Raw genomic sequence first — 21,443 nt, 5'->3', positions numbered from 1 at the left:
GCCGGTCGGTCAGTGGCCGAACAACTGCGTCATGGCGGCCTCGCAGGCCATCCGGCGGGCGGCGTCCCGGCCGAACCGGCGCCGGCATTCGGCCCGCACCCATCCGGACGGCATGTGCGCGGTCGCCGGCCGGGGATGGGAGTGGGAATGAGGGCGGGGGCGAGGCCGGGGATGGTGATGGTGGTGGGCCTGGTGCCCTGGGCGGACCGGCGGCGCGTGCCCGGTGCCCGCTGCCGGCGGCCGCTCCGGCCCCCCGCGCACCTGGGCCACCGGGTGCCCGTGCGGCCGCGTGGCCCCATCCGTCCCGGTCCCGGTCGTCCCGGCGCCGGTGGCGCCTGTCCCGGTCGTCCCTGTCCCGGTCGCCGTCCCGGTCTCCCCGGTACCGGCCGTACCGGTGCCGGTCGCACCGGCGCCGGGTGTGACGGGGAGCGCCGTTCCGGCCTCCGCGGACGGTAACACCACCCGGCCGGCGCCCTCGCCGGAGGGCTGCACGGCGACGGTGGACGACATCGCCGCGACCACCTGCCAGACGAGCAGGACTCCCATGGTCAGCGCGGCGCACCCGCCGAGCACGGCCCGCGGCCCCGGGCGCCGTGCCGCCGCCCGGTGGCGGGGCCGGGGCGGGAGGGGCGAGCTGACCAGGTGGCTCGACGGCGGGGGGCCGAAATCAGACGGGCTCACATCAGCACAGCCTAGGGCAATCGAGTAACGGAGAGAATACGTTCCGTTACCCTTCTCGTGAAGGTGCCGTGCGCGCGCCCGCGGGTCCGGTCAGCGGCGGGGCCGGATCACACCCATCAGCGGGGTGTCCTGGTCGTTGTCCTGCGTGGGCTCGTCGTCCCACGGGATGATCGGAAGCCTCTCGGTACGCGGGGCGTCCGCGTCCTGATCCGTCGCCTCGTCCGGGCCATCGAGCTCCAGCGTCCCGCTCGCCGGAGACTCGCTCGGCCGGGCCTCGGGCGCCGGAGCCTCGATCCGCGGCGCGGGGGGCCTCTCCTCCACCGGGCGGATCACCGGGAGCCGCTGGGTGAGCTGACCGCTCGAGGCGATCACTCCCTGGGAGAGCAAGGTGTTCTGGTGACGGAGGGCACCGTTCTCGCGGAGCAGGTCGTCGGCGTCCGCCCGCAGTCGTGCCAGTCTCCGCGCCATCCGCCATCGCACGGCCACCCCGCCGACGAGTGCGCCCGCGACGAACGCGGCGATCGCCGGCATCCACATCGCCGTCGCGGACACGATCACCAGGGCGGTGACGATCATGATCACGCGGATGTTGTCCTCAGCCCAGTCCAAGGCGTTGTTGACGCGCTTGGGGATCTTCACTCGGCTTCCTCCTCGATTGCTGGGGTGGTGACCTCTGGGTGGTGGTCGCGGAAGGCCCTGACGTGACAACAACGACGCGGACGTCACCGGGTGTTCCGGAAACGACTGAGTATCACATCACCCGGCGGGATCGTCGGCGCAGGTCGGCGGCGATATGCGGGCAAAGGGCCTGATAGCGTGCAGGTCGCGCGCGATCAAGCGAAGTCCGGTCCGAGTCCGGCGCTGTCCCGCAACTGTCACGCCCCGTGAGCGTACGCCTCGGGGATGAGCCAGGTCGCCTTCTCGCGCGCAGACGACATCGACCCTCGTGGGAAGGGCGATCCGATCACGGGTCTCCGCTTCCCAGCGACCATGCCCTCGACCGGGAGGCTCTCCTTGAGACCCGCACGTCCCCTCTACGCGGCCATGGTGCTGGGTGCTCTGCTGCTGACCGGCTGCGGCCGGACCGGCGACACTCCGGCCACGACCTCGCACAGCACTCCCGGGAGCGCCCCGGTGACCGTCCAGGCCGCCAACGGCCCGGTGACCATCCCGGCGAAGCCCGGCCGGATCGTCGCGCTCTCCCCGACCGCGACCGAGATCCTGTTCGCCGTCGGCGCGGGCTCGCAGGTCGTCGCCGTCGACGACCAGTCCGACCATCCGGCCCAGGCGCCCCGGACGAAGCTGTCCGGGTTCAAGCCGAGCGCCGAGGCGGTGATCGGCTACCGGCCCGACCTCGTCGTGCTGTCCAACGACACCGACGGCATCGTGGCCGCCCTGGGGAAGGTGAAGATCCCCGTACTGCTGGAACCCTCGGCCGTGAAGCTCGACGACACCTACGACCAGATCACCGATCTCGGTGCCGCCACCGGCCACGTCGCCGAGGCCGCCACGCTCAGCGCCGGCATGCGCCGGCAGATCGACCAGACGGTGCGCGCCACCCGGGCCGCCGCGCCCGCCGGCGGGAGCCTCACCTATTACCACGAGCTGACCAACGACCTGTTCACGGCGACGTCGAAGACCTTCATCGGCCAGGTCTACGGGCTGTTCGGCCTGCGCAACGTCGCCGACGCGGCCGACAAGGCGGGCACCGGCTATCCCAAACTGTCCCGGGAGGCCCTCATCACCTCCGATCCCTCGCTGATCTTCCTGGCCGACACGGTGTGCTGCGGGCAGACCCCGAAGACCGTCGCCGGGCGCCCCGGCTGGCAGTCCCTGTCCGCGGTGAAGCGCGGCCGGGTCGTCGCGCTGGACGACGACATCGCCTCCCGGTGGGGTCCGCGCCTGGTCGACCTCGTCAAGGCGATCGGCGCCGCGGTCCAGCAGGCCGCGTGACCAAGACCCGGCTGCGGCCCGGCATGCTCGCCGTGGCGCTCGCGGCACTGGCGGCGGCGTTGCTGACCGGGCTGCTGACCGGGGCGGCCGGTCTGCCCCCCGGCGGGGTCGTCCGCGCGCTGCTGGACCGGCTGCCGCTCGTCCATCTCGACTCCGGGCTCAGCCCGGTCGAGCAGAATGTGCTGTTCCAACTCCGGCTGCCCCGGGTCCTGCTGGGTGCCCTGGTGGGCGGTCTGCTGGCCCTGGCCGGAGCCGGTTACCAGGGGGTGTTCCGCAACCCGCTGGCCGACCCGTACCTGCTCGGCGCGGGCGCCGGCGCCGGGCTCGGCGCCACCCTGGTGATCGTGTACGCGCCGGTGGATCCCACGGTGGCGGTGCCGCTGGCGGCGTTCGCGGGTGCCCTCGGCGGGGTGGCGATGGCGTACGCGCTCGGTCACACCAGCGGGCGGGCCGGTGGCTCCGCGACCCTGGTGCTCGCCGGGGTCGCGGTGGCGTCCTTCCTCACCGCGGTGCAGACCTTCGTGCAGCAGGCCAAGGTGGAGGAGCTGCAGCGGATCTACGCATGGATCCTGGGCGGGCTGGCCGCCGCGGACTGGCACACCCTCATGATGGTCGCGCCGTACTCCCTGGTGTCGGCCGTCGTGCTGCTGGCGCACGGACGGCTGCTCGACGTGCTCAGCGTCGGTGACGACGAGGCCGCCGCGCTGGGGCTGAGCGCCACCCGGGTGCGTCTGATCGTGCTCGCCGCGGCCTCGCTCGCCACCGCGTCCGCGGTGGCGGTCAGCGGGCTCATCGGCTTCGTCGGCGTGGTCGTCCCGCATGTCGTGCGGCGGCTGGCCGGCGGGTCCTACCGGGTGGTCCTGCCGTTCTCGCTGCTGGGCGGCGCGGTGTTCCTGGTGCTGGCCGACGTGGCGGCCCGGACGGCGCTGGCGCCCGCGGAGCTGCCGCTCGGCGTGGTGACGGCGTTCGTCGGAGCCCCGTTCTTCATCGGGGTGCTGCGAGCGACCCGGCGGGTCGGGACATGAGCGGATCATGACGGTACGAGTGCGGGACCTGGACGTCACCAGGGGCGGCCGGCAGGTGCTGTCGGGGGTGTCGCTGGACGTGCCGAGCGGATCGTGGCTGGCCGTCATCGGTCCCAACGGGGCGGGGAAGTCCACGCTGCTCCAGGCCGTCGCCGGGCTGCTGCCCCGCTCCGGCGAGGTGCTCCTCGGGGACGCCCCGGCGGACGCGCTGCGGGCGAGGCGACGGGCTCGGCTGGTCGCCTACGCGCCGCAGAACCCGGTGCTGCCGGAGGACATGACCGTCTTCGACTACGTCCTGCTGGGCCGTTCCCCGTACATTCCGTACCTCGGCCGCGAGAGCGTCCAGGACCGGACGATCAGCACCGAAGTGCTGGAGCGGCTCGACCTGACCGCACTGGCGGCCCGGGCGCTGGGGCACCTGTCCGGTGGCGAACGCCAGCGCGTGGTGCTGGCCCGCGCGCTCGCCCAGCGCACGCCGGTGCTGCTGCTCGACGAGCCGACCACCGCGCTGGACCTCGGCCACCAGCAGCAGGTGCTGGAACTTCTGGACCGGCTGCGGCTGGCCGACGGCCTGACCGTGGTGACCACGCTGCACGACCTGTCGCTGGCGGGACAGTACGCCGACCGCCTGCTGCTGCTCTCCGGCGGCCGGGTCGCGGCGCACGGCCCGGCCGCGTCCGTGCTGACCGAGGAGATGGTCGCCGAGCACTTCGGGGCCCACGTGCGCGTGACCCCCGGGCCCGACGGCCGGCCCCGGCTGTCCCTGGTACGGCCGTGACCGTGGAACTGGCCTGGCGCTCGGAGGAGGGCGTACGGCTGGCGGCGGCGATCTGGCGGCCGGGACCGGGCCACCGGATGATCTCCTCCGCGCTGGTCGGCGGCGGCATCGGCCCGGCCTCCTGGGTGCTGAACGCCCAGGTCCCCGGCGGCTACGCCCGGCTCGACCCGGTCGCCCATCTCCAGGAGCTGGCCGCGCTGTTCGGGCTGTCCGGTCCCGGGGTGGGCATGCTCACCGCGGCCTCGGTGGACCGCTTGGTGACCGCGTCGGACGAGGGGGTCACGGCGACCGCCACCGTGGGGCTGCGGGTGCCGACCTGGGCGGCCGCCCCTCCTGACGCGGTCGACCCGGAGCTCGCCCCCCTACGGGTGGGCACCGTCAACATCCTCGTCTCGGTGCCGGTGGCGCTCAGCGACGCGGCGCTGGTCAACGCGGTCGTCACCGCCACGGAGGCCAAGACCCAGGCGATACTCGAGGCCGGTTATCCCGGTACCGGCACGGCCAGCGACGCCGTCTGCGTCGCCGCCCCGGACTCCGGCCCCGCCGAGCCCTTCGCGGGACCGCGCTCGGCGTGGGGCGCCCGCATCGCCCGAGCCGTGCACTCCGCCGTCCTGGCGGGCGCCCGCGACTACACCGCCTGGCTCGCCCGCACCCGTACGGTTCCTTCCGGCCCCGCGGGTTCCGGCCCCGCCGCGGGTTCCGGCCTGCCGCATCAGGGCGGATAGGGTCGGGATATGGCCGATATGCGATACCGCCCGCTGGGTGACTCCGGTCTCGTCGTCTCCGTCGTCGGCCTCGGCTGCAACAACCTCGGCCGGCCCGGCACGCGTACCGAGAGCGTGGAGGGCGGGCAGGCCGTCGTCGACGCGGCGCTCGACGCCGGAGTCACGCTCTTCGACGTGGCGGACATCTACGGCGGCAGTCCCGGCCTGTCCGAGGAGATCCTCGGCCGCTGCCTGTCCGGCCACCGCGACGACGTGGTCCTCGCCACGAAGTTCGGCATGGACATGCGCGGGGCGAACGGTCCCGACTTCGGAGCCCGCGGCTCCCGGCGGTACATCCGGCGGGCCGTCGAGGCGTCCCTGCGACGCCTGCGCACCGACCACATCGACCTGTACCAGTACCACCAGCCGGACGGCGTGACGCCGATCGAGGAGACCCTGGCCGCCCTCGACGAGCTGGTACGGGAGGGCAAGGTCCGTTACCTCGGCTCCTCCAACTTCGCCGGCTGGCAGGTCGTGGAGGCGGACTACGTCGCGCGGGCCGGTGGCGGCGCACGGTTCATCAGCGCGCAGAACTACTACAACCTGCTGCACCGGGGCCCCGAAGCCGAACTCGTCCCGGCCTGCGAGGCGTACGGCGTCGGCATCCTGCCGTTCTTCCCGCTGGAGAACGGCCTGCTCACGGGGAAGTTCCGACGCGACGAGGCCCCGCGGGCCGGCACCAGGATCGGCGACGCCAAGCGCGATCTGCACATGTCCGCCGACTGGGACACCATCGAGGCGATCCGCGACTTCGCCACGCAGCATGACGTGTCGATGCTGGACGTGTCGATCGGCGGTCTGGCCGCCCAGCCCGCCGTGACCTCGGTTATCGCCGGAGCCACCTCCCCGGACCAGATCCGCGCCAACGTCCAGGCGGGCAACTGGGAACCCGGCGCCGACGCCCTGGAGGCGCTCGCCAAGATCACCACCTGACGAGACGGCCGTCTTCCCGCAGGGCGTGCGGTCAGGCTCGGCGAACGCCCGGTCGGGGTTCGGCCTACTGTGGTCCTACCGTGCCGGAGCGGAATTCGTGTCGCGTCCCGGTCGGACGACGGCGGTCAGTCGAACAGGTCGGCTACGCAAGTCGCCACCACGGCACGATCGAGCCAGAGGTCGAGCTGCTTCGCGTCAGAGCAGCCGGTGATCCGGTCACGGGCGTCGTCGGGAACCTCGATCTTCCGGGCGGCCAGCACCCGCAGCACCGCGTGAGCCTCACCCTCCGCGCGACCTTTCTCCAGGCCCTTTTCCTCGCCACGGCCGAAGTGCTCACGCGCGAAGGGGCTGTAGACCGGCCAATCCGTCTTGGACATGATCTCCTCCAGAAGCCGCCGGGTCGCTCGTCCGGACATGCTGTAAGCGTACTCAAGGAACTTCGGAGCGTCACCATCTTTGAAGCTCTGCGCCCCTTCCACGAACGCCTCGGCGACCGGCCGGTGGTCGTCACCATGCACCATGACCGACATCGCAGCCAGCTCCGGATGCACCCTAACCTCCTCCGGCTCGGTGATCACCGGCACCCGGCCAGGGCCTAGCACGACCGTTTGCAGCACATAGCCCGGCAGCGTGGTGGGGAACGGCTCGGCGTAGTAGGCCGCCACCTCCTCGTCCGGGCAGATGCACAGCACCGTGACGCGACATTTCACCATCAGCCACAACTGGGCGGCGTACCGCGCCAGCTGCCTGCGCTTGCTCGCGGTCTTCTCCCGCTGGACCTCGACGATGACGCCGTGCACCGGCCGCTGTGGGGGCCCGACCGTGATGACGGTGTCGGGTTGGAAGTCCGTGGACGGCCGGTCGTTGAAGTCGTTGCTCTCCACCCGCACCAATGCGTCCACGGGCACGTCAACGCCCAGCAGGTCATGGAGAATCTCCACGATCGCCGCGGGCCGGTCGCGGAACATCCTGTTGAGGGCGTCATGGTAAGGGGTCGGCATGACACGTAAAGTTATCGCATGTTCACGCCATGTGACGACATCAGCGCCTGGCGGGAGAAGAAGCCGGAGAGGGACAGGGTCAGGGGCGCCTGAGCCGGGCGGCGAACGCGCCGAAGGCGGCGTGTTCGAAGATCCGGGCGGGGCGGACCCAAAGGTTCACACCACGCCATCCGGCCGGGACCCGAGGGTTCACATCACGTCGTCCCAGCGGCCCTCCGAGCCCATGGCCCACGAGCTGGCGGAGCTCCGGCAGAGGTTCAACCGGCCCTCGGCGAGTGGCTGGGGGATCCTCTTCGATCCTTTCCACGGATCCTGGATCGCCGTACGCGGAAGGCATCAGACCGTACGGGCCCGAACCGCCACAGAGCTGGGCGACCGGCTCGCCAGTCTGCGGGTCTCCAGCCTGCGGATCCTTCACCGGCCCGCGGCGGCCCAGGCCGGGACGCACGGCCCGGCGACGTCGCCGCAGATGCCCCCGCGACCGGGCCGGGTGAGGTTTTCGCGTTGCTTTGCCGTGACCACCGATACGCGGCCTCAGTCACCCGCACGCCAGACCACCCAGCGGCCGCGCCGAAGTGGTCAGAGCAAAGCAACCCCACAACACCACCGGCCGCCCGCTCCGCCAACCACCAGTACACAACCCCGCTCACCTGGGCGCCAGGGGGCTGCACAGCGGCCGCGCCGAAGTGGTCACGGCAAAGCAATCCGACAACACCACCGACCACCCGGACGCCAGACCACCCAAAGGCCGCGCGGACGAGCCGGTCAGGACGAGGGGGCCGACGCCTCCTCGCGGCGGCGTTCGTAGTCGCGCAGCACGGCCTTGCGGGCCTTGCCGGAGAGCCGGTCGATGTAGAGCCGCCCCTCCAGGTGGTCGGTCTCGTGCTGCAGGCACCGCGCCAGCAGCCCGGACCCCTGCACGGTGATCGGTGCGCCGGTGACGTCGAATCCGTGGCAGACGACGTGGTCGGGGCGGGCCACCGAGGCGCGCGGGCCCGGCACGGACAGGCAGCCCTCCTGCTCGTCGTCCAGCCGTCGGTCTCCCACGGCCGGCAGTTCGAGCGTCGGGTTCACCACGACTCCCTTGCGGCGCTGGTCGCTGTCGTCGGGGCAGTCGTAGACGAAGATGCGCAGGTCGACGCCGATCTGATTGGCGGCCAGGCCCACGCCCTCGGCGGCGTACATGCTGGCGAACATGTCCTCGGCCAGCTGTGCCAGTTCGTCGTCGAAGTGCTCGACCGGACGCAGCACCCGGTGCAGCACCGGATCACCGACCAGGGTTATCGGCCGTACACGCCCCGTCATGACCGCACCTCACTCTTCCGTCCCACCGGTTACCGCACCAAGTGTGCAGCATCGCTCGCGCTGACTCGAATTCGATTCACTCGCGGCTCGTGACTGTCGGTACGTCCGGGTAACGTCCACGGAATGGGTCGCTCCGCATGGTGGTTGTTCGTCGCCGGTTCGCTGCTGTGGGGTCTCCCCTACCTCTTCATCAAGATCGCTGTGGACGAGTTCTCGCCCTGGGCGGTCGTCTGGCTGCGCTGCCTGATCGCGGCGTTGGTGCTGCTTCCGCTGGCCCTGCGCAGCCGGGTGGTCGGCCAGTTGCGCGGGCGCCTGCGCCCGCTGCTGCTGCTCGCGCTGCTGGAGGTCACCGCGCCCTTCACCCTCATCTCCGCCGGAGAGCAGCACATCTCCTCCTCGCTCGGCGGGCTGCTCATCGCGGCGCTGCCGCTCTTCGTCGCGGTGCTGGCGATCCGGCTCGATCCCGCGGAACGCGCCGGGGGCCTCCGGCTACTCGGCCTGCTCATCGGCATGGCCGGGGTGGCGGCCGTGCTCGGCTTCGACGTCAGCGGCGACCGGTCGGCGCTGCTCGGGGCGGCCATGGTCCTGCTCGCCGCGCTCAGCTACGCCTTCGCCACCTTCCTGGTCAAACGGTCGTTCTCCGACACGTCCGCGCTGGCCGTCTCCGCAATGGCCGTGACGATCAACGCGGTCATCCTGGCCCCACTCGGGCTGCTCGGCCTGCCCGCCCGGGCCCCGTCCACCGCGGCCGTGGCCGGGATCGTGGTGCTGGGCCTGCTGTGCACCGCGGCCGGGCTGCTGGTCTACTTCGCCCTGATCACCATCGCCGGTCCCGGTCGCGCCTCGGTGATCACCTACGTGAATCCGGCCGTCGCCGTGGCGCTCGGTGTCACGATCCTGAGGGAACCGCTCACGGCGGCGACCGTGGCCGGCTTCCTTCTGATCATCATCGGGTCCTGGCTCTCCACCGGCGGCCGCCCGCCCGCTCGCCTGCTCGGCCGCACCTCCCGGTCCGCACGGTCGCTCGGCCGGGCGGCGGCGCCGGCCGCTCAGGGCGAGCCGGGGTCCTCGGCCTGAGCGGGGCCGGGCATCGAGCGCGAGAGCGCGACCGGAGGGGTGACACGGTGACGATCGAGGAGTGGCGCCGGGTCCGCGATCTGCTGGGCGAACGCCGGCACGAACTGGGGAAGGCGGCCGGGCGGCTGTACCCGGACCTCCCCCGGGTGGGAGCCGGCTCGCTGCTGTGCCGGCCCGAGTGGCTGCCCGCCGCCCCGCTACCCCTCCGTACGGTGGAGCTGACCTGGCAGGACGATCCCCCGCCGCCGGCGGTGACCGGCGCCGAGCCCGCCTCCGAGGGCGTACGGCCCGTACGTCCTGACGGCCGGCGCTTCCGCACGTACGCCGAGGCCCTCGGCGAGCTGGCACCACCGGCGGTCTTCGACAACCGCCCCTGCTACGGGCTGCTGGGTGCGGATCTGCGCGGCCCCCGGCCCGGGCTGCGGATGGGCCGGGCGTGGTACTTCGACGGGATCGACGTCGGCGAGGCCGTCGCCCATGAGCTCGCGGCCGGGCTCGGCACCCCGTTGCGGGACCTGGTCGGTGACCCGCTGGACTTCGGCCGCCGGCCGGCCCGGCCGGCGATCACCACGCTCACGCTCCGCCGGGCGGGCGGCGACGCCGGTTTCGTCCTGCACCGGCGGGACCCCGCCAAGGTCGCGCATGCGGGAGGGCTCCTGCAGGTCGCCCCGGTCGGGGTCTTCCAGCCGCTGTCGCAGGCCGGCGAACGCGACGACTTCGACCTGTGGCGCTGCATGGTCCGGGAGTTCAGCGAAGAGCTGCTCGGTGGTGCGGAGGAGTACGACCTGCCCTTCGAACAGTGGGACTTCGCCACCGGCCTCGGCGCGGCCCGGGAGGCCGGGCGCCTCCAGGTCTACGTGCTCGGGCTGGGGGTGGACCCGCTCAGCCTCGCCGTCGATCTCCTCACCGTGGCGGTCTTCGACGCCGACCTGTTCGACGAGACCTTCCACGGCCTGGTCGGCGTCAACGCGGAGGGACAGATCATCGGCAACGTGCCTTTTCAAAGGGACGTCATCGCGCCCTTTATCCACGGCACCGAACCCATGCAGCCCGCCGGAGCCGCCGTTCTCGACCTCGCCTGGCGGCACCGTCATCACCTGCTCACCCGGCCCTGACGGGCGCCGCCCGTACCGGCCGCCGGAGGCCGCGGCTCACCGCCGGGGCGGCCATTGGGTATACCGCGGAGTGACCATCAAGTCATTCCTCTACGACGACCCGAGAATGGCCCGAGCACACGGATGCGGTCACCGCATCCCGGGCGGGGAGCGTCACGAGTCATCAGAGCGTGACTCATGCCGTGACGTAAGCGGACGATAAAAATAAGCACGAGGAGCGCACCCGCGAATACCGCTCCACCTCTCCGGGAGCGCCACATTTTCCTACTGTCGAGATCTCCGTTTCGCCCCTTTTATCCTATCCAAAGATCATTCATAGTAACGGGAATATCACCGACAGTCGCCAAAGCGGGGAGTTGATATACAGCCGGTCGCCGAGCACCTTCTTGCCCTCGCCCAGCGGCGTATGCTGGGGTTACGCGCTCGCCACCGAACTGCGACCCGGTGGTCCCGGTGCGGGAGCCCGGCTGGAGGACCCCGGCGAGCACTCGCGCACCGTGACCGGCACCGAGCCGACAAGGCAAGGGCGCTGAGCGCTGCAGACGACTCACGGGGAGGTGCCGGATGCGGCACTGGTAACGGACCGGCAATCGGGGATCGGGCTCACGGAATTCACCGCCACCAGTGGGGTGATGCCGGGGCCCCTTTGATCTCTCGGACAATCGCGAAGTGCGGCCTCGCACGTCGAGGACCGCCCACCCTGCCGTCGTTGTTGGTCGCAGCTCGGCAGGCTGGACGGCCCTCACCCCACATCACCTGTCTCGAGATATCGCTATCCATTGGCGCATGGGGTGGACAATTGCTCAATACCATTCTCTGTATACGCGGAGCCGCAGCACATGCCCCCGACGGCTACGAGTCACTCACGGCAGTTCCACCGTACGGCAATTCCCCCCGTAGTGAAGCCCGTTCCCAGCGGCCGGCCACGCCACCGGCTGCGAAGCGGACCGGAAACGACCACCGCGCGCAGCGCCGGAGCCCGTGATGACGCCCGGCCGGCCGACGGCGCTCACGTGGGTCACGTCGATCGGAGGCGGGGGGATCGGCGTCGCCATCGGAGCGTATTCCCTGTGGCACGACAAGGCCTATGCCACGGGAGCCGCGGCCCTCACCGCGGTCATCGGCCTGCTCGTGGTCTGGCTGATCGAGCGCGAGCACACCAGACGCGCGGAGATCCCGTACCGGGCCCAGATCATCCACGCCGAGTCCGTACGCGATCTCGCCAGGGCCCGGGCGGCCGTTCTCGAGCGGGCGATCCGGCGGGCCACCGCGGGACCCGCCCTGACGCCGGGGTCCGCCGGACGGCGGCGGGGGGACAGCCTCGTCGCCCTGGACAGGCTCGGCACGGAGGACCTGCACGCTCTCGGCATCCTCGCCGGCATCCCCGGCCAGGAGGGCGAGGGACCGGCCGGCCTTCACACCGACGGGGAGGAGACTACCAACGTCACCCCGCTCGGTGATCTCAACCCCGTGCCCAGCCCACCGGCCGCCCAGCTCACCGCGCCCGAAGGGCCCCAGGACACGGCCTCCGCCGCGTCCTGACCGCCGTGCCCGCCGGGCCGGCCCCGCGCCTCGGCGGCGTCCGCCCGCCGACCGGCGGACGCCGCACCCGCGCTCACCCGACGGCGGCAGGCTCCTCCGCCGCGGCCGCCCGGTCCATGGCGGCGATGATCTGGTTCTGCGTCCGCCACAGGTGGACGGCCCTGCCGACGACGATCGCCAGGGCGGTCGCCGGCAGGGCAGCGAGCAGCCAGGAGATCTCCGCGGGCATCGCAGAAACAAGCGAGGTCACAGCGTCCATGTCGTTCACTCCCGATGAGAGGGCCGGTCACCGATATAGAACAAACTATCGAACGCCACTGACATTTCCGGGCCGCGGAACCGCTGCCCGGCGAGCCCGCCCACAAGGTGCCCGGCAGCCCGGCGGCACGCGGCATACGGGTCGTACGGGGTGTAGGAGACATACGTGGTGTGCAACGCCATACCGTGACCGACCCGCCGATGTCACCGTGTCGGGACGCGACACAAATGTCACTTCCGGCTCGGACATCCGAGGGGACCAGCGGGTGCCACACCGGATCTGTAAAGTGATCCCCGCAGACCTTTGAACTCAGCGCGACACGGAACCAGACTGTCGACCGCGCATCTCTGTGGGGTGTGGGCATGGACGGCCCTCCGAACGCTAATCCCCCGCTGATCGGGCGACATGACGCCCTGCTCACCGTCGGGGAGGCCCTTGACGGTGCTGCGAACGGAACGTTCCGCTTCCTCGGCGTGGTCGGCGACCCCGGGGCCGGCAAGACCAGGCTGCTGGCGGAGCTGGCCGCCGAGGCCGGCCGGCGCAAGATGACCACGCTCTGGGGCCGTGCCGCGGAGTTCGAGCAGGAGATACCGTTCGGCGTCATCGTCGACGCGCTCGACGACCATCTGGAGACCGACCTCCCGGGTGACCTCGGCGAGGTGCCGATCGCCCTGCTCGGATCGGTGTTCCCCGCCCTCTCCAGCGGCCCGGCCGGCGGTCCCGGCGCGGGCCTGACCGGGCTCGACCGCTACAAGCTCTACCGGGCGGTCCGCCAGCTGCTCGACCGGCTGGCCGCGCCGTCCGGGCTGGCGCTGATCCTGGACGACGTGCACTGGGCCGACGACAGCTCCGTCGAGCTGCTCGACCACCTCGTCCGGCACCCTCCGGCCGGCCGGGTGCTGATCGCGGCCGCCTACCGGCCCGCGCAGGCGGCGCCCCGGCTGGCCACGCTCGTCGACATCGCGGCCGCGCACGGCTGCCGCCTCATGGTGACCCCGCTCAGCCAGACCGAGGTGGCGGAGTTCCTCGGCCCGCAGGTGAGCCGCGCGCAGTGCGAGGAGCTGTACGAGGCCAGCGGCGGCAACCCCTTCTACCTGGAGGCGCTCGCCCGGATGGGCGGAGCCGCCGCGCCCGCGGCGGCGGGTGCGGACGAGGGCGAGCTGCCGCCCGCCGTCCGGGCCGCCCTGCAGATGGAGCTGACCGGCATGTCGTCCGCCACGCTGCAGGTCGCCCAGGCCGCGGCGGTGGCGGCCGACGAGTTCGAGCCGGCGCTGGTCGCGGTGGCCGCCGAGGTGTCGGAGGAGCAGGCGCTGGCCGCGCTGGACGAGATGGCCGCACGCGACGTGGTACGCGCGGCGTCGGCGGGCCGGTTCAGGTTCCGGCATCCGCTCGTCCGGCATGCCGTCTACGGCTCCGCCGCGGCCGGCTGGCGGCTGGGCGTGCACGCCCGCATCGCGGCGCGCTTGGCCGAGGTCGGCGCGCCCGCGACCGCACGGGCGCGGCACGTGGAACGCTCGGGCCGCTTCGGCGACCGCGCGGCCATCGCCACGCTGACCGACGCCGCCCGGGCGGTGGCCGCGCAGGCCCCGGCCACCGCCACGCACTGGCTGAAGGCGGCGCTGCGGCTGGTGCCCGAGAGCGAGACCGAGGCCCAGCTCGGGCTGCTGCTGGAGCTGGCCCGACTGCAGGCGGTCAGCGGTCTGCTGCTCGACGGCCGGGAGACCGCCCACCGGGCACTGCGGCTGCTGCCGGCCGGCGACCATGACCGCAGGGCCCGGGCCGTACGCTTCTGCGCGATGATCGAGCGGTTGCTGGACCGGCCGCAGGAGAGCCGGGCGCTGGTGCTCGCCGAGCTGCGCCAGATGCCCGATCCCCGGTCGGCGGCGGCGGTGCTGCTCCGGCTGCGGCTGGTCGCGGAGAGCCTGTGGCGCACCGATTTCCGCGCCGCTCAGGCGGTGCTCGACATGGTGCCCGACGACGCCGAGGGCTGGGAGCCGTCGCTGCCGCTGGCGGTCGCCGCCCTGCGGGTCATGCCCGCCTGGGCGGCGGGCCGCATCCCGGATGCCATCCGCTATCTCGAGGCGGCCGACCGGCGGTTCGAGGCCGCTCCCGACGAGCACCTCGCCGAGTGGATGGACGCGCTGGCCTTCCTGTGCTTCACCGAGCTGTTCATGGGCCGTTACGACAGCGCGCTCCGGCGGTTCGACCGGGTGCTGGCGATCGCGCGGGCGACCGGTCAGATCTACATCGTGACCTCCATCCTGTCCGGCCAGGCGCGGGCGTACGCCATGCTCGGCCGGCTCGCGAAGGCGGCGGCCGCGGCCGAGGAGGCCGCCGAGCTGGCGCGGATGCTGCACTCGGGCCAGTCGCTGGCCATGGCGCTGTCGGCGCAGAGCCTGATCGCCGGGTGGTCCGGTGACCATGACACCTCCGTCGGCCTGGGTGAGCAGGCGGTGCGCAGCGGCGGCCTCGGGGAGTGGGGCGGGGCGCAGGCGCGGTACGCGCGGGCGGTGGCACTGATCAACGCCGGCCGGCTCGACGAGGGCACCGCGGCGGCGCTGGAGGCCTGCGGCGACTTCGACGCGTCGCTGCTGGACCTGAGCAGCCTGCTGTCGTGCTGCGAGATCATGGCGCAGGTCGAGGCCGCCCGCGACCGGCCCGCCGCGGCCGCCGTCTGGGCGGACCGGGCGGCCCGGATCGCCCACCCGGATCTGCCCGGCTACATGGGGCTGATGCGGCTGGCCCGCGCGCACGCGCTGCGCGGCTCCGATCCGGCCGCCTCCGCAGAGCACGCCCAGGCGGCCGCCGAGGCCCTGGCCACCGTCGACCAGCGGCTCGACCTCGGCCGCGCCCGGCTCTACGCGGGCATGGCCCTGGCCGAGACCGGAGACCGCGCGGGGGCGCTCGACGCGCTGCGGGCGGCCGCCGACGGCTTCCAGGAGTGCGGGGCACGCACCCTGCACGCGGTCGCGGTCCGCGAGCAGCGCCGGCTCGGGGTGCGCGTTCCCGGCAAGGGCGGGCGTGGGCGCGGCGGGGGTTCGCACGGCCTGTCCCGCCGGGAGCAGGAGGTGGCCATGCTCGTCGTCGAGGGCCACACCAACCAGCAGATCGCCGAGAAGCTGGTGCTCAGCATCCGGACGGTGGAGACCCACCTCTCCCATGTGTTCGCCAAGCTGGGGGTCGGCTCCCGGGTCGGTCTGGTGAAGGCGCTCACCGCCGAGGACGCTCCCGCCGACCAGTGACCCCGGGGGCGGCCGGAATTTCACCGTCACCGGGCACCGCGCCGGCCTCTGCGGATTTGTACATATCCGCAGGAACGTGCCGCCACTGAGGAAACCACCGGCCCCGTCACCACGGTCTAAGCAACAAGTCAGGGTTTACCCGGATGTCAGGCGGACCCCTCGGCTCGCATAGTTGACGCACGCTCCCGAGAGGACAGACAGATGGAACGCCGGATCCCGCGCTACACGCTCGATGGCGTGCCCGACGCCGAGATGTCCGAGCGCCTGTTCGCGACCGAGGACGGCCTCGGCCTGAGCCTCACCCGGTTTCATCGTGCCGACTGCGACGACGTCGTACTGCTGGTCCACGGCCTGACGCTGTCCCGGGACATGTTCATCATGCCGGAGCACACCAACCTGGTGTCCTTCCTGCTCGACCAGGGTTTCACCGACGTGTGGGCGCTGGACTTCCGGATGAGCAACCGGTTCCCCTACGACATGGAGACCCACCGCTACACCCTGGACGACGTCGCCCTCTTCGATCACCCGGCGGCGCTGCGGGCGCTGCGCGACGTGGTCGGTGACCGGCGGGTGCACATCATCGCGCACTGCCTCGGATCGGTGACGTTCATGATGAGCCTGTTCGGCGGCGTCATCGACGACATCACCAGCGTCATCTCCAACAGCGTCGCGCTGACCCCGCGGCTGGCCCCCTGGGCCCGCCGCAAGCTGGCCTTCGGTCCCACGCTCTCGGAGTACGTGCTCGGCATGCCGATCCTGGACCCGAGGTTCGGCGACGCGCCCTGGTTCACCCGCCGCCGGCTGTTCGCCCGCGCGGTGTCACTGTTCCACCGGGAGTGCGACAACAGCGCCTGCCACATGCTGAGCTTCATGTGGGGCAGCGGCAAGCCCGCGATGTTCGCGCACGAGACGCTCGATCCGGTGACGCACGAGCGGATGGCCGATCTGTGCGGCCCCTGCGGCGTCCACTACTACCGCCACCTGCACAAGATGGTGGAGGCCGGCCGGGTCGTGAAGTACGACGCCGACGACCCGCGGCTGCCGCGCGACTTCCTGGTCAACGCGGCCGACATCACCACCCCGGTCCTGTTCCTGACCGGTGACCGCAACCGCGTCTTCACCGACTCCAACATCGTCTGCCACCGACTGCTGGAGGAGGCCGCCCCCGGGCGGCACAGGCTGGAGATCCTGCCCGGTTACGGGCACGTGGATCCCTTCATGGGTATCGACTCGCACCGCGACGTCTTCCCGAGAATGGTGGCCTTCCTCAACGAACACAGCCCCAAGCGACAGGCGGCCTGAGCATGACCGACCAGACCTTCGAGCATGCCGACGCGGTGGTGATCGGCTCGGGCTTCGGCGGCTCCGTCTCCGCGTACCGGCTGGCGGACGCCGGGCTCTCGGTGGTGCTGCTGGAGCGCGGCCGGCCCTACCCGCCGGGCACCTTCCCGCGCTCGCCGTCCGACATGGGCCGCGCGTTCTGGGATCCGCGTGAGGGCCTGTACGGCATGTTCGACGTCTGGGGCTTCGGCGGGTTCGACTCGGTGGTCTCCAGCGGCCTCGGCGGCGGCTCACTGATCTACGCGAACGTGCTGCTCCGCAAGGACGAGCACTGGTTCGTCAACGAGCAGCGGCTGCCCGGCGGCGGGTACGAGTCGTGGCCGGTGACCCGCAAGGACCTCGACCGGCACTACAAGGCCGTCGAGGACATGATCGGCGTCACGCCGTACCCGCTGGACCAGCCCGCCTACGCCGACACTCCCAAGACGCACGCCATGCAGGACGCCGCCGCCGAGCTGGGGCTGGACTGGCGGCTGCCGCCGCTCGCGGTCAGCTTCGCGCCGGCCCGCGGCGGGACCCCCGGCATCGGCCTGCCGATCGTGAACGCGGACTACCCCGATCTGCACGGCGTACAGCGCAAGACCTGCCGGCTGTGCGGTGAGTGCGATCTCGGCTGCAACGACGGCTCCAAGAACAGCCTCGACCACACCTACCTCTCGGCCGCCAAGCATCGCGGCGCCGATCTGCGCCCGCTGCACGAGGTGCAGGAGATCCGCCCCCGGCCGGGCGGCGGCTTCGAGGTCGACTACGTCCGGCACGACCCGGACGACGCCGACCGCGCCCCGGCGAAGCAGACGATCTCCTGTGACCGTCTGGTGCTCGCCGCCGGGACGTACGGCACCGCGTACCTCCTGCTGCGCAGCCAGAAGAACTTCCCCGCGCTCAGCCGGACGCTCGGCACCCGGTTCTCCGGCAACGGGGACCTGCTCACCTTCCTGCTGCGGGCCAAGGACCGCACCCGCACCCGGGCGCTGGACGCCAGCCGGGGGCCGGTCATCACCAGCGCGATCCGGCTGCCGGACGAGGCCGACGGCCTGCCCGGCGCGGGACGCGGTGCCTACATCCAGGACGCGGGCTTCCCGAACTTCGTCAACTGGATGCTGGAGAGCGCCGACGTCCCCAACGAGATCTCGCGGGCGGCGCACTTCCTCTGGGAGCGGTTCCGCGAGTTCATCACCGGAGACCCCGACACCAACCTGTCGGCGGAGATCTCCGAGATGATCGGTGACGGGGCGCTCTCGATCAGCTCGCTGCCGCTGCTCGGGATGGGCCGGGACACTCCGGACGGGGTGCTCAGCCTGCGGCGCGGCAAGCTCGACGCCCGCTGGACCACCAAGACCAGCGAGGCCTACTTCGACCGGGTGCGGGCGACCATGCGCCGGATCGGCGACGTGCTGGGCGCCGAGTACGCCGACAACCCCATGTGGTTCCGCAAGCGGATCATCACGGTGCATCCGCTGGGCGGCGCCCCGATGGGCCGGCACGCCGACGAGGGCGTCTGCGACCCGTACGGAGAGGTCTTCGGATACCCCGGCCTCTACGTCGCCGACGGTGCCGCACTACCGGGACCGGTCGGGGCCAATCCGTCACTCACCATCGCGGCACTGGCCGACCGGATGGCGACCCGGCTGCTCGAGAACGACAAGGCGACCGCCACGGGGGCCGGGCCGAGAGGTGAGGGCGGGCCGGGGAGCCTGGACCACCGCCTCGGTTCGCCGGGCGGGGCGGTGAACGGCACGGCGTGCGCTCCGGAACACAGGACCGGCTCCTTCACGGAGAGCGGGGGTTCGGGGAGTGCGGGGAACTCGGGGATTCCTCACCCTGCGGTCCACCCGGAGCGCACGTCGTTGTCGTTCACGGAGGAGATGAAGGGGTACTACACCGCCGGGGTGAGCAATCCGCGTACCGGAGAGCAGTCGGCCGACCGGGAACGCCTTTCATTCCGGTTGACCATCACCGCCGACGACATCGACCGCTTTCTGACAGAACCCGGGCACACCGCCCGGGCCGAGGGATGGATTGACGCCGCAGGCCACGGGGGCCGGCGTCACATCACGCGGGGCTGTTTCAATCTGTTCGCGCCGGCCGGCGCGCCGGATCGCCGGCTGATGAAGTACCGGTTGTACTTCACCGACGGCACGGAACAGCCCCGCACCCTCACCGGCTGGAAGAACGTCTTCCACGGTATGCCCATCGACATCTGGCCGGACACCTCGACGCTGTTCTACCGGGTGCTGGAAGGGCACGTGGAGGAGGACCAGGACGAGCACGCCCGCATCGTGGGAGCGGGGACGCTGCACATCGAGCTCGCCGACTTCGCCCAGCAGCTGACCACGTTCCGCACCACCGGCCCGCACGGCGTCGCCGCGCTGGCCCGGTTCGGCTCGTTCTTCCTCGGTGAGCTGTGGGACGTCTACGGGCCGGCCCAGCACTGCTCCTGACCGCCGGATCACGGGGGTGCCCGTCACCCGATCGGCAGTCTCGGATACGGTGAGTGACGATCGATATCTTCGTCGGTCAATGGTCCGCAACATCGCTCCGGCAGCGAAACGATATGTCACGATCGGGCCGTTGGATCCTGACAGCCGAACGGGACGGAGGTGCCCATCGTGGCCTATGCCGAGTGGAGTGGCGGCCTGGCCATCCCCCAGGCCACTTTCAGCGGTGACGACGCCCACGCCCGGCTCATCCGCCACGTCTTCGTGCACTCGTGGGCACAGCACTCAGGGCACTCCATGCCGGACAAGCCACACGGCACCTGGACCGCCGAGGAGCTCGTCGACTTCTGGGCGGACGACGACGTCGTCTGGCTGTGACGTACGTCCCGTTTGCCCACTTTGCCCTATTCACATCGCTCAGCGGGGTTTTCCGGGAGCCTTCCAGGGAAGGCCGGAAACCCGGGTCGTGAGTGCCCCTAACTCCATGCCTTACCGTTAGGTGAAGATCCCTACCGGTGGGCGGGATGCCGCGGCACACGTGAGACCTGGATCGTTGAGAGAGGTGGCCTTTCGTGACGCGCGAAAGTGAGTTCGTCGTTGTCGCCAACCGGCTCCCGGTGGACCGGGTGGTCGGGCCGGACGGAGAGCCGTCCTGGCGGCGCAGCCCAGGTGGGCTGGTGAGCGCCATCGCGCCGGTGATGCGCAACCGGAAGGGCGCCTGGCTGGGCTGGTCGGGAGCGCCGGACGAGAAGCTGGACCCGTTCAGCGAGGACGGGATGGAGCTGGTGCCGGTCACCCTCTCCGCCGAGGAGATCGAGCTCTACTACGAGGGGTTCTCCAACGCGACCATCTGGCCGCTCTACCACGACGTGATCGCCACACCCATCTACGACCGCCACTTCTGGGAGTCCTATGTGGAGGTCAACGAGCGGTTCGCCGCGGCCGCCGCGGAGACGGCCGCGCCCGGAGCCATGGTGTGGGTGCAGGACTACCAGCTGCAGCTGGTACCGGCGATGCTGCGCCGGCTCCGGCCGGATCTGCGCATCGGGTTCTTCCTGCACATCCCGTTCCCGCCGCCGGAGCTGTTCCAGCAGTTGCCGTGGCGCAAGCAGATCATCGAGGGCCTGCTCGGCGCGGACCTGGTCGGCTTCCAGCGGCCCGGGGCGGCGGCGAACTTCCTGCGGCTGGCCCGCCGGTACTGCGACGTCAAGGTGCAGGGCCCGGCCGCGCAGGTCGGCGACCGCATGGTCCACGCTCAGGCCTTCCCGATCTCCGTGGACGTCGGGGAGCTGGCCGAGCTGACCCGCAGCCCCAAGGTGTGGCGGCGCGCCTCGGAGATCCGCGCCGATCTCGGCGCGGCGAAGATCCTGCTCGGCATCGACCGGCTCGACTACACCAAGGGCATCGGGCAGCGGCTGCAGGCGTTCGGGGAGCTGTTCAGCGACGGCAAGCTCCGGCCGGGCGAGGCGGTCTTCGTGCAGCTCGCCACCCCGAGCCGCGAGCGGGTCGAGCAGTACCGGCTGCTCCGCGACGAGATCGAGCAGCAGGTGGGGCGGATCAACGGCGAGTACGCCCAGCTCGGCTCGCCGGTCATCCACTACCTGCACACCTCCTACAACCGGGAGGAACTGGTCGCGCTGTACCTGGCCGCCGACGTCATGGTGGTGACCCCGCTGCGGGACGGCATGAACCTGGTGGCCAAGGAGTACGTCGCGTGCCGTCAGGATCTGCACGGTGCGCTGGTGCTCAGTGAGTTCGCCGGGGCCGCCGACGAGCTCAAGCAGTCCTTCCTGGTCAACCCGTACGACATCGACGGGATGAAGCGGGCGCTGATGACGGCCATGGGCACCGACCCGGACGAGCTGGCCCGCCGGATGCGGACCATGCGCCGCCGGGTGAGCCAGTACGACGTCAACCGCTGGGCCCGGGAGTTCCTGACCGCGCTGGAGGAGTAGCGCCACGGCCGCCTGGTCACCGGGCGGCGGTCCA

General features: G+C 71.6%; 18 protein-coding genes. 13 read left to right on the top strand and 5 right to left on the bottom strand.

Translation table 11 applies throughout. The annotated features are described in order from the left end of the window. Positions 1-9: 9 nt before the first annotated feature. Positions 10-681, bottom strand: coding sequence for a hypothetical protein (locus tag ACRYCC_RS04005; protein ID WP_433808788.1), 672 nt, complete (start codon positions 679-681; stop codon positions 10-12). 90 nt (positions 682-771) lie between these two features. Then, positions 772-1,320 (bottom strand): hypothetical protein, encoded by a 549-nt coding sequence (locus ACRYCC_RS04000; protein WP_433808786.1) that lies wholly within the window; start codon positions 1,318-1,320, stop codon positions 772-774. A 375-nt stretch (positions 1,321-1,695) separates the two neighbouring features. Here ACRYCC_RS04000 and ACRYCC_RS03995 point away from each other — a divergent pair, with 375 nt between their 5' ends. Genes ACRYCC_RS03995 through ACRYCC_RS03975 form a run of 5 tightly spaced genes read left to right on the top strand, consistent with a single transcriptional unit; the run spans position 1,696 to position 6,134 of the window. Beyond that, positions 1,696-2,634, top strand: coding sequence for an ABC transporter substrate-binding protein (locus ACRYCC_RS03995; protein WP_433808784.1), 939 nt, complete (start codon positions 1,696-1,698; stop codon positions 2,632-2,634). A gap of 23 nt (positions 2,635-2,657) precedes the next feature. Continuing rightward, the gene (locus tag ACRYCC_RS03990) at positions 2,658-3,659 is read left to right on the top strand and encodes a FecCD family ABC transporter permease (RefSeq protein ID WP_433809912.1); all 1,002 of its coding nucleotides are present in this window, start codon (positions 2,658-2,660) and stop codon (positions 3,657-3,659) included. Between the two features lie 7 nt (positions 3,660-3,666). After that, positions 3,667-4,437, top strand: a complete 771-nt coding sequence (locus ACRYCC_RS03985; RefSeq protein WP_433808782.1) for an ABC transporter ATP-binding protein — start codon at positions 3,667-3,669, stop codon at positions 4,435-4,437. Positions 4,438-4,439: 2 nt separating this feature from the next. Then, positions 4,440-5,162 carry an adenosylcobinamide amidohydrolase gene (locus ACRYCC_RS03980; protein ID WP_433809911.1) on the top strand — a complete coding sequence of 241 codons (723 nt, stop codon included), beginning with the start codon at positions 4,440-4,442 and terminating at the stop codon, positions 5,160-5,162. Positions 5,163-5,171: 9 nt separating this feature from the next. Next, a complete protein-coding gene (locus ACRYCC_RS03975) occupies positions 5,172-6,134 on the top strand; it encodes an aldo/keto reductase (RefSeq protein WP_433808780.1) in 963 nt (320 codons plus the stop codon). A 125-nt stretch (positions 6,135-6,259) separates the two neighbouring features. Here ACRYCC_RS03975 and ACRYCC_RS03970 read toward each other — a convergent pair whose 3' ends face one another. Both ACRYCC_RS03970 and def read right to left on the bottom strand, forming a co-directional pair. Then, on the bottom strand, positions 6,260-7,135 hold the full coding sequence (locus tag ACRYCC_RS03970) for an RpnC/YadD family protein (RefSeq protein WP_433808778.1): 876 nt from the start codon (positions 7,133-7,135) through the stop codon (positions 6,260-6,262). A gap of 765 nt (positions 7,136-7,900) precedes the next feature. Beyond that, positions 7,901-8,440: a peptide deformylase gene (gene def / locus ACRYCC_RS03965; RefSeq protein ID WP_433808776.1), complete on the bottom strand. Its 540-nt coding sequence runs from the start codon at positions 8,438-8,440 to the stop codon at positions 7,901-7,903. 123 nt (positions 8,441-8,563) lie between these two features. Between def and ACRYCC_RS03960 the strand changes: the two genes are divergently transcribed. The 3 genes from ACRYCC_RS03960 to ACRYCC_RS03950 all read left to right on the top strand — a co-directional run bounded on the left by ACRYCC_RS03960 (position 8,564) and on the right by ACRYCC_RS03950 (position 12,174). Beyond that, positions 8,564-9,517, top strand: a complete 954-nt coding sequence (locus ACRYCC_RS03960) for a DMT family transporter (RefSeq protein WP_433808774.1) — start codon at positions 8,564-8,566, stop codon at positions 9,515-9,517. Between the two features lie 47 nt (positions 9,518-9,564). After that, complete coding sequence (locus tag ACRYCC_RS03955; RefSeq protein WP_433808772.1) at positions 9,565-10,632, top strand: hypothetical protein; 1,068 nt, start codon at positions 9,565-9,567, stop codon at positions 10,630-10,632. A 984-nt stretch (positions 10,633-11,616) separates the two neighbouring features. Then, entirely contained in the window at positions 11,617-12,174 is a 558-nt protein-coding gene (locus tag ACRYCC_RS03950) for a hypothetical protein (RefSeq protein ID WP_433808770.1), read from the top strand. A 73-nt stretch (positions 12,175-12,247) separates the two neighbouring features. Here ACRYCC_RS03950 and ACRYCC_RS03945 read toward each other — a convergent pair whose 3' ends face one another. Then, positions 12,248-12,433 carry a hypothetical protein gene (locus tag ACRYCC_RS03945; protein ID WP_433808768.1) on the bottom strand — a complete coding sequence of 62 codons (186 nt, stop codon included), beginning with the start codon at positions 12,431-12,433 and terminating at the stop codon, positions 12,248-12,250. 362 nt (positions 12,434-12,795) lie between these two features. Here ACRYCC_RS03945 and ACRYCC_RS03940 point away from each other — a divergent pair, with 362 nt between their 5' ends. From ACRYCC_RS03940 to ACRYCC_RS03920, 5 genes are all read left to right on the top strand, one after another. After that, positions 12,796-15,675 (top strand): ATP-binding protein, encoded by a 2,880-nt coding sequence (locus tag ACRYCC_RS03940; RefSeq protein WP_433808766.1) that lies wholly within the window; start codon positions 12,796-12,798, stop codon positions 15,673-15,675. 201 nt (positions 15,676-15,876) lie between these two features. Continuing rightward, positions 15,877-16,977, top strand: a complete 1,101-nt coding sequence (locus ACRYCC_RS03935; protein WP_433808764.1) for an alpha/beta fold hydrolase — start codon at positions 15,877-15,879, stop codon at positions 16,975-16,977. Positions 16,978-16,979: 2 nt separating this feature from the next. Next, positions 16,980-19,457 carry a GMC oxidoreductase gene (locus ACRYCC_RS03930; protein ID WP_433808762.1) on the top strand — a complete coding sequence of 826 codons (2,478 nt, stop codon included), beginning with the start codon at positions 16,980-16,982 and terminating at the stop codon, positions 19,455-19,457. Between the two features lie 168 nt (positions 19,458-19,625). Beyond that, on the top strand, positions 19,626-19,832 hold the full coding sequence (locus ACRYCC_RS03925; RefSeq protein WP_433808760.1) for a hypothetical protein: 207 nt from the start codon (positions 19,626-19,628) through the stop codon (positions 19,830-19,832). A 194-nt stretch (positions 19,833-20,026) separates the two neighbouring features. Next, positions 20,027-21,409: an alpha,alpha-trehalose-phosphate synthase (UDP-forming) gene (locus ACRYCC_RS03920; RefSeq protein WP_433808758.1), complete on the top strand. Its 1,383-nt coding sequence runs from the start codon at positions 20,027-20,029 to the stop codon at positions 21,407-21,409. The last annotated feature ends 34 nt before the right edge of the window (positions 21,410-21,443 follow it).

This window comes from Actinomadura scrupuli, from assembly GCF_050971785.1.
Lineage (GTDB): Bacteria > Actinomycetota > Actinomycetes > Streptosporangiales > Streptosporangiaceae > Actinomadura_E > Actinomadura_E scrupuli.
Note: the sequence above shows the minus strand (reverse complement) of the source record. Positions and strands in the feature narration are given on the sequence as shown.